The sequence below is a fragment of the Wenzhouxiangella sp. YN1 genome (assembly GCF_056324145.1).
This window is the reverse complement of record NZ_JBJNIO010000154.1, coordinates 99297-112573: the sequence shown is the minus strand read 5'-3', so window position 1 is coordinate 112573 and position 13277 is coordinate 99297. Positions and strand designations below refer to the sequence as shown.

11 protein-coding genes are annotated in these 13277 nt (G+C 64.6%); 2 read left to right on the top strand and 9 right to left on the bottom strand.

The features are described 5' to 3' along the window. Window positions 1–6 precede the first annotated feature (6 nt). Window positions 7–1635: a thiol reductant ABC exporter subunit CydD gene (gene cydD / locus ACEWQZ_RS10375; RefSeq protein ID WP_476483013.1), complete on the top strand. Its 1629-nt coding sequence runs from the start codon at window positions 7–9 to the stop codon at window positions 1633–1635. After that, window positions 1632–3275, top strand: a complete 1644-nt coding sequence (gene cydC / locus ACEWQZ_RS10370; RefSeq protein WP_476483012.1) for a thiol reductant ABC exporter subunit CydC — start codon at window positions 1632–1634, stop codon at window positions 3273–3275. The genes cydD and cydC overlap by 4 nt, the downstream gene beginning before the upstream one ends. On the opposite strand, the gene ACEWQZ_RS10365 is transcribed toward cydC, so the two are convergent. The 9 genes from ACEWQZ_RS10365 to rplI form a co-directional block, all read right to left on the bottom strand. Then, complete coding sequence (locus tag ACEWQZ_RS10365; RefSeq protein WP_476483011.1) at window positions 3223–4434, bottom strand: lipoprotein N-acyltransferase Lnb domain-containing protein; 1212 nt, start codon at window positions 4432–4434, stop codon at window positions 3223–3225. The genes cydC and ACEWQZ_RS10365 overlap by 53 nt on opposite strands. A gap of 22 nt (window positions 4435–4456) precedes the next feature. Next, window positions 4457–5308 (bottom strand): HlyC/CorC family transporter, encoded by an 852-nt coding sequence (locus ACEWQZ_RS10360; RefSeq protein ID WP_476483010.1) that lies wholly within the window; start codon window positions 5306–5308, stop codon window positions 4457–4459. A gap of 63 nt (window positions 5309–5371) precedes the next feature. Then, a complete protein-coding gene (gene ybeY, locus ACEWQZ_RS10355) occupies window positions 5372–5854 on the bottom strand; it encodes an rRNA maturation RNase YbeY (protein ID WP_476483009.1) in 483 nt (160 codons plus the stop codon). Beyond that, window positions 5838–6806, bottom strand: a complete 969-nt coding sequence (locus ACEWQZ_RS10350; RefSeq protein ID WP_476483008.1) for a PhoH family protein — start codon at window positions 6804–6806, stop codon at window positions 5838–5840. Before ACEWQZ_RS10350 ends, ybeY begins: the two co-directional genes overlap by 17 nt. Further along, the gene (gene miaB / locus ACEWQZ_RS10345) at window positions 6807–8150 is read right to left on the bottom strand and encodes a tRNA (N6-isopentenyl adenosine(37)-C2)-methylthiotransferase MiaB (RefSeq protein ID WP_476483184.1); all 1344 of its coding nucleotides are present in this window, start codon (window positions 8148–8150) and stop codon (window positions 6807–6809) included. Between the two features lie 203 nt (window positions 8151–8353). Continuing rightward, a complete protein-coding gene (locus ACEWQZ_RS10340) occupies window positions 8354–9331 on the bottom strand; it encodes a hypothetical protein (protein WP_476483007.1) in 978 nt (325 codons plus the stop codon). Between the two features lie 794 nt (window positions 9332–10125). Beyond that, the gene (alr, locus tag ACEWQZ_RS10335; RefSeq protein WP_476483006.1) at window positions 10126–11205 is read right to left on the bottom strand and encodes an alanine racemase; all 1080 of its coding nucleotides are present in this window, start codon (window positions 11203–11205) and stop codon (window positions 10126–10128) included. A gap of 18 nt (window positions 11206–11223) precedes the next feature. Next, a complete protein-coding gene (dnaB, locus tag ACEWQZ_RS10330) occupies window positions 11224–12582 on the bottom strand; it encodes a replicative DNA helicase (RefSeq protein ID WP_476483183.1) in 1359 nt (452 codons plus the stop codon). Window positions 12583–12810: 228 nt separating this feature from the next. Then, complete coding sequence (rplI, locus tag ACEWQZ_RS10325; protein WP_476483005.1) at window positions 12811–13266, bottom strand: 50S ribosomal protein L9; 456 nt, start codon at window positions 13264–13266, stop codon at window positions 12811–12813. Window positions 13267–13277 lie beyond the last annotated feature (11 nt).

Sequence of the window (13277 nt, the reverse complement as noted above, 5' to 3'; positions counted from 1 at the left end):
CGCCTGATGGCGCTGACCGCGCTGCAGGCGGCGCTGACAGCGGCTCAGGCGTGGCTGCTGGCGGCCATCGTCTCCGACGCCCTGCTCGCTGAAAGAACACCAGGCGAGCTCGCGCCCTCACTGGCCGCCCTGCTGGCGATCTTTCTCGGCCGCGCGCTGGTCGACTCCGCGCGCCGCTGGCTGGCCGCCGACGCCGCCGCCGTGGTCCGGGCCCGCCTGCGGCCGCGGCTGTTCACGCATATCGCCGACGCCGGCCCGGCCTTTGCCGCCCGCAGCGGCGTCGGATCTCTGTCGACCACGCTGATCGAACAGGTCGACCTGCTGGAAAAGTGGTACGGGCAATTCCTGCCGCAGCGCATCGCCGCGGTCGTGATCATTCCGGTACTGCTGATCGCCGTGTTCTGGCAGGACTGGCTCGCCGGCCTGTTTCTTGCCCTGGCCGCGCCGCTGATCCCGCTGTTCATGGCGCTGATCGGCTGGGGCGCCGAGCAGGCCAGCCGCGACCAGCAGCGCGAGCTGGTTCGCCTCGGCGGCGTTTTTCTCGATCGCCTGCGCGGACTCGACACCATTCGCCGCTTCGGCAGCGAGGCGCACGTGCTCGGCCGGCTGGAGGCACTGATCGAGCGTTTCCGTCAGCGCACCCTGGCGGTGCTCAAGATCGCCTTCCTGTCGACCGCCGCGCTCGAATTCTTCAGCTCGGTGGCGATCGCCGCCGTGGCCATCTACGTCGGCCTGGGTCTGCTCGGGCATATCGAGTTCGGCCCGGCGCCGGCGCTGACGCTCCAAAGCGGCCTGTTCGTGCTGCTGCTGGCGCCGGAGTACTTCCTGCCCCTGCGCCAGCTCTCGCAGGCCTGGCACGACCGGGCCGACTCGCTGGCCGCCGCCGGCGCGATCCGCGCGATCCTGGAAACACCGCCGGCACGCCGCGAGCCCGAAGACCCGGCGGCAGTCAAGCCCGGTCGCGCCTGCCGGATCGAAGGCCGCGGGCTGTCGCTGTCGCGCCCCGGCCGCGGCACGGTGCTTGACCGCCTCGACTTCCGCATCAACCCCGGCCAGCGGGTGCTGATTCGCGGCCCCAGCGGCAGCGGCAAATCCACCCTGCTCGACCTGATCGGCGGCTTTCTGACCGCCGACTCGGGCTGCCTGCGCATCGACGGCGTCGAGCTGGAGCGCATCGACGCCCACACGCTGGCCTCGCTGCGCGGCTGGATGGGCCAGCAAGGTGGGCTTTTCGAGGGCACACTGGCCGACAACCTCCGCCTGTCGAAACCCGACGCCGGCGACCACGAGCTGGCAGCCGCCGCTGCGGCCGCCGGCCTCGATGGCTGGATCGCCGATCTGCCCCACGGCCTGGCGACCACCATTCGCGCCTCCGGCGAAGGGCTGTCGGGCGGACAGGCCCGTCGGCTGCTGCTGGCGCGCACCCTGCTGCAACCGCGCCCGCTGCTTTTGCTCGACGAACCCACCGCCAGCCTCGATGCCGCCACCGCTGCCACGCTATGGGCCACGCTCGGAGCGCTCTCGCAAGGCGCCGGGCCGACCATCATCTGCGCCAGCCATGATCCGGCTGCAGCCGAATGGGCCGAGCGCATCCTGGAGCTCGACGGCGGCCACCTCAGGGAGGCTGCGCCATGAAGTTGCGACAGCTGCTCGGGCCCGCCTGGCGGCGGCACTGGCGCTGGCTGGCCCTGGGTGTGGCCCTGATGCTGGCGTCGACCATCGCCGGGCTGGCTCTGCTCGGACTCTCGGGCTGGCTGATCACCGCCAGCGCCCTGACCGGCCTGGGCGCCATTGCCATGCTCGACATCTTCACGCCCGGCGGCGGCATTCGCCTGGCGGCAATCACGCGTACCCTGGCGCGCTACGGCGAGCGCCTGGCAACACACCGTGCAACGCTGGGACTGCTGGCCGCACTGCGATTGAAGCTTCTGGGCCGTCTGCTGCGTCTCGATGAACTGCAGCTGCGCCGACTGCGGCGCGGCGACACGCTCAATCGCCTGACCCGCGATGTCGAAGCTCTCGACCACTTGTTTGCCGGCGTGGCCGGGCCGCTGATCGCAGCGGCCGTGACCACCCTGGGCCTTGCCCTCGTCCTGCGGCTCCTGGTCTCGTCCCAGGCCGCGGTGGTGACCCTGGCCCTGGGCCTGACGGGAGCGGCCATCACCGCGGCGATGGGGCGGGCCGGCAGAACGCCGGGCCGCCAGCTGGCCCAGGGCGAGCCCGAGCTGCGGCGCCATTGCAGCGAAAGCCTGGAAGGCCTCAAGTCGCTGGTGGCCGAACACCGCGTCGACGACCACGGCCGCCGGCTTGAAACCCTGGCCTCGACCCGTGTGGGGCAGCAAAGACGGCTCGATCGTCTCGATGCCGCGGGGCGCCTGCTGACCAACGCTGCCGGCTTCATCGCCGCCTGGGCCATGCTGCTGGCAGTGCTTCAGGGCACCTCCGACGGCCGCATCTCCGCGCCGATCGCGGTGATGGCGGTCATCGTCATGCTGGGCATGAACGAAGTCTGGCAGGTGCTGCCGCCGGCCTGGCGCCAGCTGACTCAGACCCGGCTGGCAGCACAGCGGGTCGCCGAGCTGGCCGCAACACAGCCACGACTGAGCGCCGGCGGTGCCAACGCCGCCCCTGCTGCGCCTGCCGACATCCGCATGGCGGGCGTTCGCTTTGCCTGGGCGGCGAACTCACGCCCCGTCATCGACGGTCTGGACCTCGAAATCGCGGCGGGCGAACGGCTGCTGATCTCCGGCCCGAGCGGCAGCGGCAAGACCACCCTTGCGCTGCTGCTGATGCGCCAGATAGATCCGCAGGACGGGGCCGTTTTCATCGGCGGGCTTGATCTGCGCACGATCAGGCCCGAAAGCCTGCGACGGCATATCGGCTACCTGCCGCAGCAACCGGTGATCTTTGCCGACACGCTGGCCGCCAATCTGCAGCTGGCCGCCCCTGGTGCCGATCGGGCGCAGATGGCGCGCGCGTTGCGCCGCGCTGGCCTGGCTGACTGGCTGGAAAGCCTTGATGATGGCCTCGCAACCTGGCTGGACGAAGGCGGGGCCAGCCTGTCGGGCGGCGAGCAGCGCCGCATCGGCCTGGCCCGCCTGATGCTGATCGACCCGCCGGCGGTCATTCTGGACGAACCCACGACCGGGCTGGATCAAGCCACGGCAGACGGCCTGTCATCCAGCCTCGAGGCATGGCTGGCAGACCGAACCACGATCATGATCAGCCACGAGCCCGAGCGGCTGCCGCGCCACAACCGGGTTTTGCAGCTGTAGGCAGGCACCGCCGCGCGCCCCAGAACACCGCGGCGAGCAGCGGCAGCAAGCCGGCCACGACCTGCGGCCGCAGCTGCGGACTGCCCGGACTGGCCAGCAGCACCGCGCCGGCCAGCGCTGCAGCCGCCAGCAGCCACCACAACGCGATGCGCGGTGCTCGGGGCAGCGGCAGCAGCATGAGCAGCCAGGCGGGGTTGAGCAACAACACCACGCGGTTGTCGTCAACGACCTCATGGCCGCTGCCGAACCACATCAGCAAGACCAGCGCGCCCGACAGCCCGATGGCCACAACCGCAGCCCGCCAGGGCAGCCGGCCCCAGAAACCGGAGCCAAAGCGCAAGGCCACGGCGACCAGTACCGCCAGCAGCAGTGAAACCACCCCGTAGACTGGCCATTGCGACGCCGGGTAATCCGGGGCGCCGTGCTGGCGCGAAACATACAGCGCTTCGGCCTCGCCAACCAGCGGCTTGCCGTCGACGGTGATCGTGGCCATCCAGTCCGCAAGCGCTGCGGGAATGAAGCCTTCCTCCCAGGCGGTGCGTGGCCGGTCGACCATCGGTCCCAGCAGCAACATCAGGCCGGCGTGCAGCGCCGGGCGGCCCTGATTGTAGCGGCGGATATGATCGCGGAAATTGAGCCGGGCGGGCCGGTCTTCGAGCTGCTGTCGCACCTGTCCGTCGACCACCTGATCGATCAGGTCGCGCAGCCAGGTCGAACAGTTGGCAAAGAAATAATCGTAGTCGTAGTACTGCGGTATCGGGAAGACGTTTTCCTGCAGCAGCCCGTGAAGTTCACGAAACCGAGCCGCGTCAAGGTCGAGCTGCTGGATACGAATTGAGCGGTCGCGCATGCGATAGAAAGCGAACTCGCGCTCGGGCGACGACACCGAGCCGAAATACTTCATGATGCCGCGGGCAAAATCGCTGTAGAAGCCCGGGCGGTCCATCTCGAAATAACCGAAGCTGTAGACGTGATCCAGCCCCAGCTCGGCATCGCGCAGCCAGATGGCGTTGTGTCCGAAGCGCTCCCAGACCTCCTGCCCCGGCCCGTAGGTGACCAGCCAGGCCTCCCGCGCCTGTGCGGTCAACGCCAGCCCCTGGCACAGCGCCAGCGCCAGCAGAGCGCGAAACAGGATGCGGGAGAGAGGACGGGCAATCACGGGCGCTGGCCGCCGGCACGCGCTAGCGCCGGGACACCTCCACGGCATGCAGGCGACGATCGTCGGCCTCGGTAACGACGAAATCCCAGCCGCCGATGGCCACCGACTCACCGGACTCCGGCAGACGACCGAACTCGGCGACCACCAGCCCGCCGATGGTGTCGTATTCATCATCGCTGAAGTCGGTTTCGAAGGACTCGTTGAAGTCGTCGATATCGGTCAGCGCCTGCACCAGATACTTGCCGTTGCCGCAGCGCTGAATATCCTCCACCGCCTCGGCATCGTGCTCGTCATCGATGTCGCCCACGATCTCCTCGAGCACGTCCTCGATGGTGATCAGCCCGGAAACACCGCCATACTCATCGACCACGATCGCCATGTGGTTCTTGCTGACCCGGAACTCCCGCAGCAGCACGTTCAGGCGCTTGGATTCGGGGATGATGACGGGCGCACGCACCAGCTCCTCGACAAAACCGATGTCATTGTCGCTGGCCACCACCTTGAGCAGGTCCTTGGCCAGCAGAATGCCCTTGACCTCGTCACGATGCTCGCCCACCACCGGAAAGCGCGAATGGCCCGACTCGATGATGATCGGCAGAATCTCGTCCAGCGATGCACCGTCGGCGATGACCACCATGTGTGATCTGGGCACCATCACGTCGCGTACCTGCAGCTCGTCGACTTCGAGTGCGCCTTCGAGCATGGTCAGGGTGTCGGATTCGATCAGGCCCTGCCCGCTGACATCGCGCAGCAATTCGATCAGGTCCTCGCGGCTGCGCGGCTCGCTGCCGAAAGCGCGTCCGATTCGTTCCAGCCAGCCTTTCGAGCTGGCGCTGCTACTGCCGTTTGAACTGTCGCTGGATTCTTCGTTCATGTCGGAAAGCGGAGCGGTCGGAAGCGGGTCATGACCGCGGCGACCGGTTGATTGGGTGGAAGGTCAATAGTCATCACTTGCATACGGATTGGCAAAGCCCAGATCGGACAGCAGCCCGATTTCCCGGGACTCCATCGCTTCGGCCTGCTGAGCAGAAATATGGTCGAAGCCCTGCAGATGCAAGATGCCGTGAAGCAACAGATGCGCAAAGTGCGCTTCGACGGATTTACCCTGCTCTTCGGCTTCGCGCTCGACCACGGCGGCACAGATCACGATGTCACCGAGCAGATTGATGCCGGTGCCCGATGGCAGCTCGGCAGGAAAGCTGAGCACGTTGGTGGCGTAATCACGCCCCCGCCAGCGGTGATTGAGCGCGCGCGCTTCGGGTTCATCGACGATCCGCAGCGTCAACAACGGCTGGCAGAGGCCGGCCAGTGCCGCGCGGGCAAACCGGCGTATGGCGTCGTCTTCCGGCAGCCTGCGGCTGGCGCTTGCGCGCTGGATGGTCAGGCCGGCGTCAGCGGCCGCCTCATTTGCCTTGCTCATCGGCGTTCTCGTAGGCCTCCACGATGCGGCGCACGATCGGATGGCGCACCACGTCGCGGGCGTCGAAAAAAGTCGTGCTCACGCCCTCGACTTCCTTGAGCAGACCGATGGCCTGGCGCAGGCCGGAATTGACCTTCGGCGGCAGGTCGATCTGGGTCAGATCCCCGGTGATGACCGCCTTCGAGCCAAAACCGATGCGGGTGAGAAACATCTTCATCTGCTCGGAGGTGGTGTTCTGTGCCTCGTCGAGAATGACGAAGGCATCGTTGAGCGTGCGCCCGCGCATATAGGCCAGCGGAGCCACCTCGATGACATTGCGCTCGGTCAGGCGCGCAGCCTTCTCGAAACCCAGCATCTCGTAGAGCGCGTCGTGCAGCGGCCGCAGGTAGGGGTCGACCTTCTGAGCCAGGTCGCCGGGCAGAAAGCCCAGCCGCTCGCCGGCCTCGACCGCCGGGCGCACCAGCACGATGCGCTGAACCCGGTCCGAATCCAGCGCGTCGACGGCGCAGGCCACCGCCAGAAAGGTCTTGCCGGTGCCGGCCGGCCCGACGCCGAAGCTGACGTCGCAATCACTGATGCGCCTGAGATAGCGCTTCTGGTTGGGCCCGCGGCCGCGGATCAGGCCGCGACGAGTGCGGATGCCGACCTCGACATCGTCGCTCTCGGGCTCGTCAAGGCCGGACTGCTGCAGTTGCAGATTGACAATGGCGGGGCTGAGGGTCTCGCGCTCTGACAGGCGATAGAGCTGACGTAATACCCGCCGGGCCGCGCTCACTGCATCGGGCTCGCCTTCGATGCTGAACAGATTGCCACGCGCGGCAACCGCCACGCCCAGCCGCTTTTCGATCAGGCTGATGTGTTCGTCGAGATAGCCACAGAGGTTGGCCAGGCGTTCGTTGTCGACCGGCTCGAGCTCGAGCGTGACGGCCTTTTCGGCTGCGGCGGCGGACATTTAAGCGGCCGCGTCCTGTTTGCTGTCGAGGCGCCCCCGGAGGGTATTGCTCATGACCTCGGTAATGACGACGTCGACCATCCGGCCGACCAGCTCGGGCGGCCCGGGAAAGTTGACGATACGGCTGTTCTCGGTGCGCCCGGCGAGCTCGCGGGCGTCCTTGCGGCTGATGTTTTCGACCACCACCCGCTGGCGCGTTCCGATCATGGCCTCGGCGTAGCCGCGAGCCTGAAGGTTGAGCTGCTCCTGAAGGCGCTGGAGACGATCCTTCTTCTCGGCCAGGGTCACGTTGTCGGGGAACGAAGCCGCCGGCGTGCCGGGCCGCGCCGAGTAGATGAAACTGAAGCTCTGATCGAACTCGAGCTCGCGCACAAGATCGAGCGTCTGCTGAAAATCGCGCTCGGTCTCGCCCGGAAAACCGATGATGAAATCCGAGCTCAGCGTAATGTCCGGGCGAACCTCGCGCAGGCGGCGGATCTTCTGCTTGTATTCCAGAATCGTGTGGCCGCGCTTCATCAGCGACAGCACACGATCCGAGCCGGACTGCACCGGCAGGTGCAGATAGTTGGCCAGCTTCGAGACCTCGCCGAAGGCCTCGATCAGGCTGTCGGAAAACTCCACCGGATGCGAGGTGGTGAAACGGATTCGCTCGATGCCGTCGATGTGGTCGATATAGCGGATCAGCAGCGCCAGGTCAGCGGTGCCGCCGTCGTGCATCGGGCCGCGGTAGGCATTCACGTTCTGCCCCAGCAGGTTGATCTCGACCACGCCCTGCCCGGCCAGCTCGGCCACCTCGGCAATCACGTCATCGAGCGGGCGGCTGACTTCTTCGCCGCGGGTGTAGGGCACCACGCAGAACGAGCAATACTTGGAGCAGCCTTCCATGATCGACACGAAGGCGCTGCCGCCTCTCTTGCCGGGGCTGGGCAGGTGATCGAATTTCTCGATCTCGGGAAACGAGATATCGATGGTCGGCTTGCCCGCCTGGCGTACCTTGTCGAGCATGCCCGGCAGGCGATGAATGGTCTGCGGACCGAACACCATGTCCACAAATGGCGAACGCTTGATGATGTTCTCGCCCTCCTGGCTGGCCACGCAGCCGGCCACGCCGATCACCAGGTCGGGACGGGCCTCTTTCAGCGGGCGCCAGCGTCCAAGCTGGGAAAACACCTTCTCCTGCGCTCTTTCACGAATCGAGCAGGTGTTGATCAGGATGACGTCGGCCTCTTCGGGGCTGTCGGTCAGCGCCAGGCCATGAGAGGCCGCCAGCACGTCGGCCATCTTTTCCGAGTCGTACTCGTTCATCTGGCAGCCGTGGGTGCGGATATAGAGCTTGCCCGCCATGAAGTCGCTCTGGGTTTTGATATGACCGCTCATGTTACCGCAGGAACGCAGCGACTGGCGAGCGTGAGCGAGATTCGCAGTTTCAAGCTGGAACGAGTCAATTCAAGTGTTCGGAGACTATGCCAGGTAGAGATTGGCCCCGGCTCACGGCAAGTACCTGGCCCGAATGCCAAGACTCGTGCAGATGTCCGAGCAATCAATCCCTACAGTCTCATCAGCATGCTCCGAGCGAGTTCGAAGTCCGCCGGCGGCGTGGTTTGATGCAGATTGTCCTGAACCGATGTTCCCGGAGAGCAGGCGCGCAGAAAATTGATTGAACAAAGAACCAGTCGCGGATACTGATTGGGTCCGCAACCCCCGAAACGTCGGCAAGAAAACAAGAGAATGGCTACCTTCTGAGCGTTCAACAGGCTTGCCTGCTGGTGGAACTGTAATGAATCCCGCCCCAGGGTCCACAAAGGCACTCCGCCGTTGCGGCTGGCGTGCGACTGGTTAATGTGAATCAGCTCCATTAGTTGATCGGGAGTAGACGCGTTTCTTACCAGCGCCGTGAAAACATCCGAACGTTCAGCTTTCGGAGCGCTCTCGAGGCGAGACGAAAATTCGTGCTGAGGACCGAGGTAGGCATCACGAGCAATGCGGTCTATCTCGTCCCCTGGCTCAGACATCGAGGAAAGCTCTTCCAGCATCCTGTCTGCGGATGTTTGATCGTAACCATTGCAATAGGTTTTCCTGGCGGCCATTAAAGCTTGAGAGTGTCCAAGTTGCTCCGCTGCGGCAATGTTCTCCGAGCTGCAGAAATCCTTGAGTTCACTCACTTTTTTTACAGCAAGGTCCGGGTTGAACTCCGCAAGAGCCGCCAACTCCTCCATGCGAGTAGGTGCAGACTCAGCTTCCTGGGCTTGCCTGACCAACTCGCGCAGGGCAACTGCGCCATCTACTTCAGGCGCTGGATCCTGCGATGGCCGTGCTGCCGGCTCATCCGGCTCCTTTGCCGCTTCTGGCGCAGAAACGCCTGGATCCATGGCCGCGACAGAACCTTGATCTGATTCTTGAACGGCCTGAAGCCGGCCTTGCCCGGCTTCAGGCTCAACCTCATGAGCAGCGTGCTGAGCAAAATAAGCCACTCCCAGAGCGACAATCAGCACACTTCCAACAACTGCAATGAACTTTCTATTCACCGTTCTATGGCTTCGTTATTCACAAGTTCCGAAAATCGGAACTGCAGGCAAACTGCAGTGCCTACATTGGATAACAAAAGACTCAGATTCACCAGTGCCGTAGTTGATTCGAACCGCTTCTCCTATGCTGACAGAAGGCAATCTTGGACCGATTTGGTTCGCCGCTTCCCCTTTTCGCACTGCCCCTACGTTCTGGCAGCCCACATCTTCGTCTCCAACAGTATCAATACGCTCCAAGTTTTTAACAATTAACTGGTACATACGCCCCACTTCAATCTCATCAGCCTTTGGAAGCAAGTCGCCTGAAGACCATGCGGGACCCGTGTATCCCATTGAGACAGCGTGACTCATCAATATAGCCAGTAACCTCAATACAAAAATCATACTCACATTCATCAGCCTTCACTACCGAAGAAAGCGTAAAAAGTAGGACACCAATGAGAAACAGACCCAATTTAGACATATTTATCTCCCTACCCCTTCAAAGCCGCGTCTCTTGTTACGGCTCGGTTTCCAAAACAGCAACAACGCCAACCATAATTAGACGATAAGACGTGTGCCACCTCATTCCCCATAACCGAATGATTACAAATGATAAAGCTGCCTGTCAAGGACAGCCTTGCTGTTCTTGCCGGCCGCCGCACCGGCGGGCTACTGCCACCAATTCAGCACCAGAGCGCTTGTCGTGGCACCAACTCTGCAGCTCTCCCGATCGAAGAATTGCGCAAACGCGCGACGCGTAGACATCTTGGCGTACGCCAGCTCTCATGCGCCATACCCTCCCCCTTTCAGCCTCACCGGCCCCGGCTGCGGAAGCGAACACGACGCGTTATCCGGCAGACCAGTTCATAGGGAATGGTCCCGGCCGCCTCGGCCGCTGTTTCGATTGCAACGCCCTGCCCCCAGAGCACGACTTCATCGCCTGCTCTGGCGTCAGGACAAGGCGTCAGATCAATGGTGATCATGTCCATGGAAACGCGTCCGCACATGCGGCAGCTCTTGCCGTCGACGAGCACCGGCGCGCCGTCGATCATGCTGCGGGGATAGCCGTCGCCGTAGCCAATGCCGGCCACGCCTACGGTCATGTCACGCTCAGCCGTGAAACGCGCGCCGTAGCCGATGCTCTCGCCGGCGGCCACGCGGTTGACGGCCACCAGCTCGGCGCTCAGGGTCATGGCCGGCTCCAGGCCCAGCGCAGCCCCGGGCTGGCCGGGCAGCGGCGAGATGCCGTAGAGCAGCAGACCCGCCCGAACCCAATCGAGGCGGGCTTCGGGCAGTTTGATCAGCCCGGCCGAATTGGCCAGACAACGCTCGCCTTCGAGTCCGTCAGTCGCCTGGCCAAAGCGTTCGAGCTGCAGCGCGTTGAGCGGGTGTGACGGTTCTTCGGCGCAGGCCAGATGGCTCATGCAGTTGACCTGCTGCACGCCGGGAATCGCGCTCAGGCGCTCGTGCATGTCCACCGCCGCTTCGACGGGCACGCCGAGGCGGTGCATGCCGGTATCGATCTTCAGCCACAGGCGCCGGGCCGGCGAGCGCCCGAAACGCTCGAGTGCGTCGAGCTGATGAGCGTGATGAATGGTCAGCTCCAGCCCGAGATCGGCGGCCACGGCCAGGTCACCATAGGTGCTGACGCCCTCGAGCAGCAGTACCGGCAAACCGTTTCCCAATCGGCGAATGGCCCGGGCCTCCTCGATGGTGGCCACCGCCAGCATGTCGGCCTGCTCGAGCGCGGGCAGGCACAGGTCGATACGGTGGCCGTAGGCGTCGGCCTTGACCACCGCCATGACGCGGCTTGCGGGCGCGAACTCGCGCACCCGCTGGAGATTGTGGGCAATCGCGGTCGGATCTATGTGGGCGATGGTGTTGCGCGCCATGGGATGCCCCCCGGCCGGTCAGCCGTCCTGGCCGTAGTGGTCCGGCGTGAAATCGCGAAAGCGGACGAACTCGCCCTGAAAAGCGAGCTTGAAAGTGCCGGTCGCGCCGTTGCGGTGCTTGCCGATGATGATCTCGGCAATGCCCCGGTCCGGCGAGTCTTCGTTGTAGACCTCATCGCGGTAGATGAACAGGATCAGGTCGGCATCCTGTTCGATGGCGCCGGACTCGCGCAGGTCGGCCATCTTGGGCCGCTTGTCCGGGCGCTGCTCGAGCGCGCGGTTGAGCTGCGACAGCGCGATGACCGGCACCTCCAGCTCCTTGGCCAGGGCCTTGAGGCTGCGCGAGATCTCGCTGATCTCGTTGGTGCGGTTCTCGGCGCTGCCGGGCACCTTCATCAACTGCAGGTAGTCGACCACGATCAGGCCGATGTCGTGCTCGCGCTTCATGCGCCGCGCGCGGGCGCGCATGTCGATGGGCGTCAGCGACGGGGTCTGGTCGATGAAGATGTTGGCGCCCTTGAGCAGGGTCATGGCAGAGCGAAGATTGACCCAGTCCTGACCCTCCAGGCGGCCGGTTCGGAGGCGCTCCTGATTGATCTGGCCCAGCGAGGAGAACAGGCGCATCACCAGCTGGGTGTCCGACATTTCCATCGAGAACACCGCCACCGGCACCTTGTGGCGAATGGCGGCACGCTCGGCAATGTTCATTGCCAGCGAGGTCTTGCCCATGGACGGGCGGCCGGCAACGATGATCAGATCGGTGTCCTGCAGCCCGGAGGTCCGGCTGTCGAGCTCGGCAAAGCCGGTGGGCACCCCGGTCAGGTCGCCCTCGTTCTGCTGCAGCTCGTGCAGCAGATCCATGGCGCTGGACATGACCTCACGCACGCTCACATAGCCCGATGCCGTGTGCGCGCCCTGGTCGGCTATGGCGTAAATCCGCTGTTCGGCTTCCTCGAGCACTTCCTTGGAGCTGCGGCCGGCGGTCTGCAGCGCGTTGTCGGCAATCTCGGTGCCGATCTGGATGAGCTGGCGCAGAATCGACTTCTCACGCACGATGTGCGCGTAGCCGGCGGCATTGGCCGGCCCGGGCGTTTCGTTGGCGAGCATGGTCAGGTAGGCGCCGGAATCGACCTTGTCGAGCTTGCCGTGGCGGGCAAACCACTCGGCCACCGTGACCGCATCGCAGGGCTGCCCGTCATTGGCCAGCTCGGCTATGGCGCGGAAGATCAAGCGGTGATTCTGGCGATAGAAATCGCTCTCGTCGACCTGATCGGCAACGCGGTCCCAGACATCGGGGCCCAGCATGAGCGCCCCGAGCAGCGACTGCTCCGCCTCGTTGGAGTTGGGCGGTGCCTTGACGTTGCTCAGGGGAGTGATTTGCGCTTCTGCCACTGCTCTGGAATTACCGCTTGATTACTGCGCGAATGGCCGCTCAGTATAGACCCGTTTCGGGCCAGCTCGCCAACCGGCTGGTGCCCGCACCCGGCAACAACGAAAAACCACCGATTCAACCGAAAGGGTCCGGATGCGACCAACAGCGCCCGGAATCGGCTTCCTCGGTGGTTTTCCACCCGAACCCGGCGCGGTGCGCCGGGTTTCGATTCATCAGCTTTCGGCTGCGGTCACCGTGACCTTGACTTCGGTTTGCACATCGGCGTGCAGGATCAGGCCGACGGTGTATTCGCCGGGCTCGCGGATCGGGCCTTCGGGCATGTCGACCTCCGACTTTTCCACCGCAAAGCCCAGATCGGTCAGCTTGCCGGCGATCTCGTGCGGGTTGATCGAGCCGTACAGACGCCCTTCCGGGCTGACCGGCACCGCAAACGGCACCTCTTCGAGCGCGTCGATGGCTTCCTTGCGCGCTTCGGCTGCGGCGAGGCGCTCATCGGCCTGGCGCTGCAGCTCCTCGCGGCGGGCCTCGAACTCCTCGACGTTGGCCTTGGTGGCCGGCACGGCCAGGCCGCGCGGCAGCAGAAAGTTGCGACCGTAACCGGATCTCACGTTGACCGTGTCGCCCAGCTCGCCGAGGTTGTAGATGTTTTCAAGCAGAATCAGCTTCATGACGTCACCTC

What these genes read in the sequence shown, in the direction of transcription:
- cydD (WP_476483013.1), top strand. Translation starts at nt 7, where the DNA reads ATGGCGCTGACCGCGCTGCAGGCGGCGCTGACAGCGGCTCAGGCGTGG.
- cydC (WP_476483012.1), top strand. Translation starts at nt 1,632, where the DNA reads ATGAAGTTGCGACAGCTGCTCGGGCCCGCCTGGCGGCGGCACTGGCGC.
- ACEWQZ_RS10360 (WP_476483010.1), bottom strand. Translation starts at nt 5,308, where the DNA reads ATGAACGAAGAATCCAGCGACAGTTCAAACGGCAGTAGCAGCGCCAGC.
- ybeY (WP_476483009.1), bottom strand. Translation starts at nt 5,854, where the DNA reads ATGAGCAAGGCAAATGAGGCGGCCGCTGACGCCGGCCTGACCATCCAG.
- ACEWQZ_RS10350 (WP_476483008.1), bottom strand. Translation starts at nt 6,806, where the DNA reads ATGTCCGCCGCCGCAGCCGAAAAGGCCGTCACGCTCGAGCTCGAGCCG.
- miaB (WP_476483184.1), bottom strand. Translation starts at nt 8,150, where the DNA reads ATGGCGGGCAAGCTCTATATCCGCACCCACGGCTGCCAGATGAACGAG.
- alr (WP_476483006.1), bottom strand. Translation starts at nt 11,205, where the DNA reads ATGGCGCGCAACACCATCGCCCACATAGATCCGACCGCGATTGCCCAC.
- rplI (WP_476483005.1), bottom strand. Translation starts at nt 13,266, where the DNA reads ATGAAGCTGATTCTGCTTGAAAACATCTACAACCTCGGCGAGCTGGGC.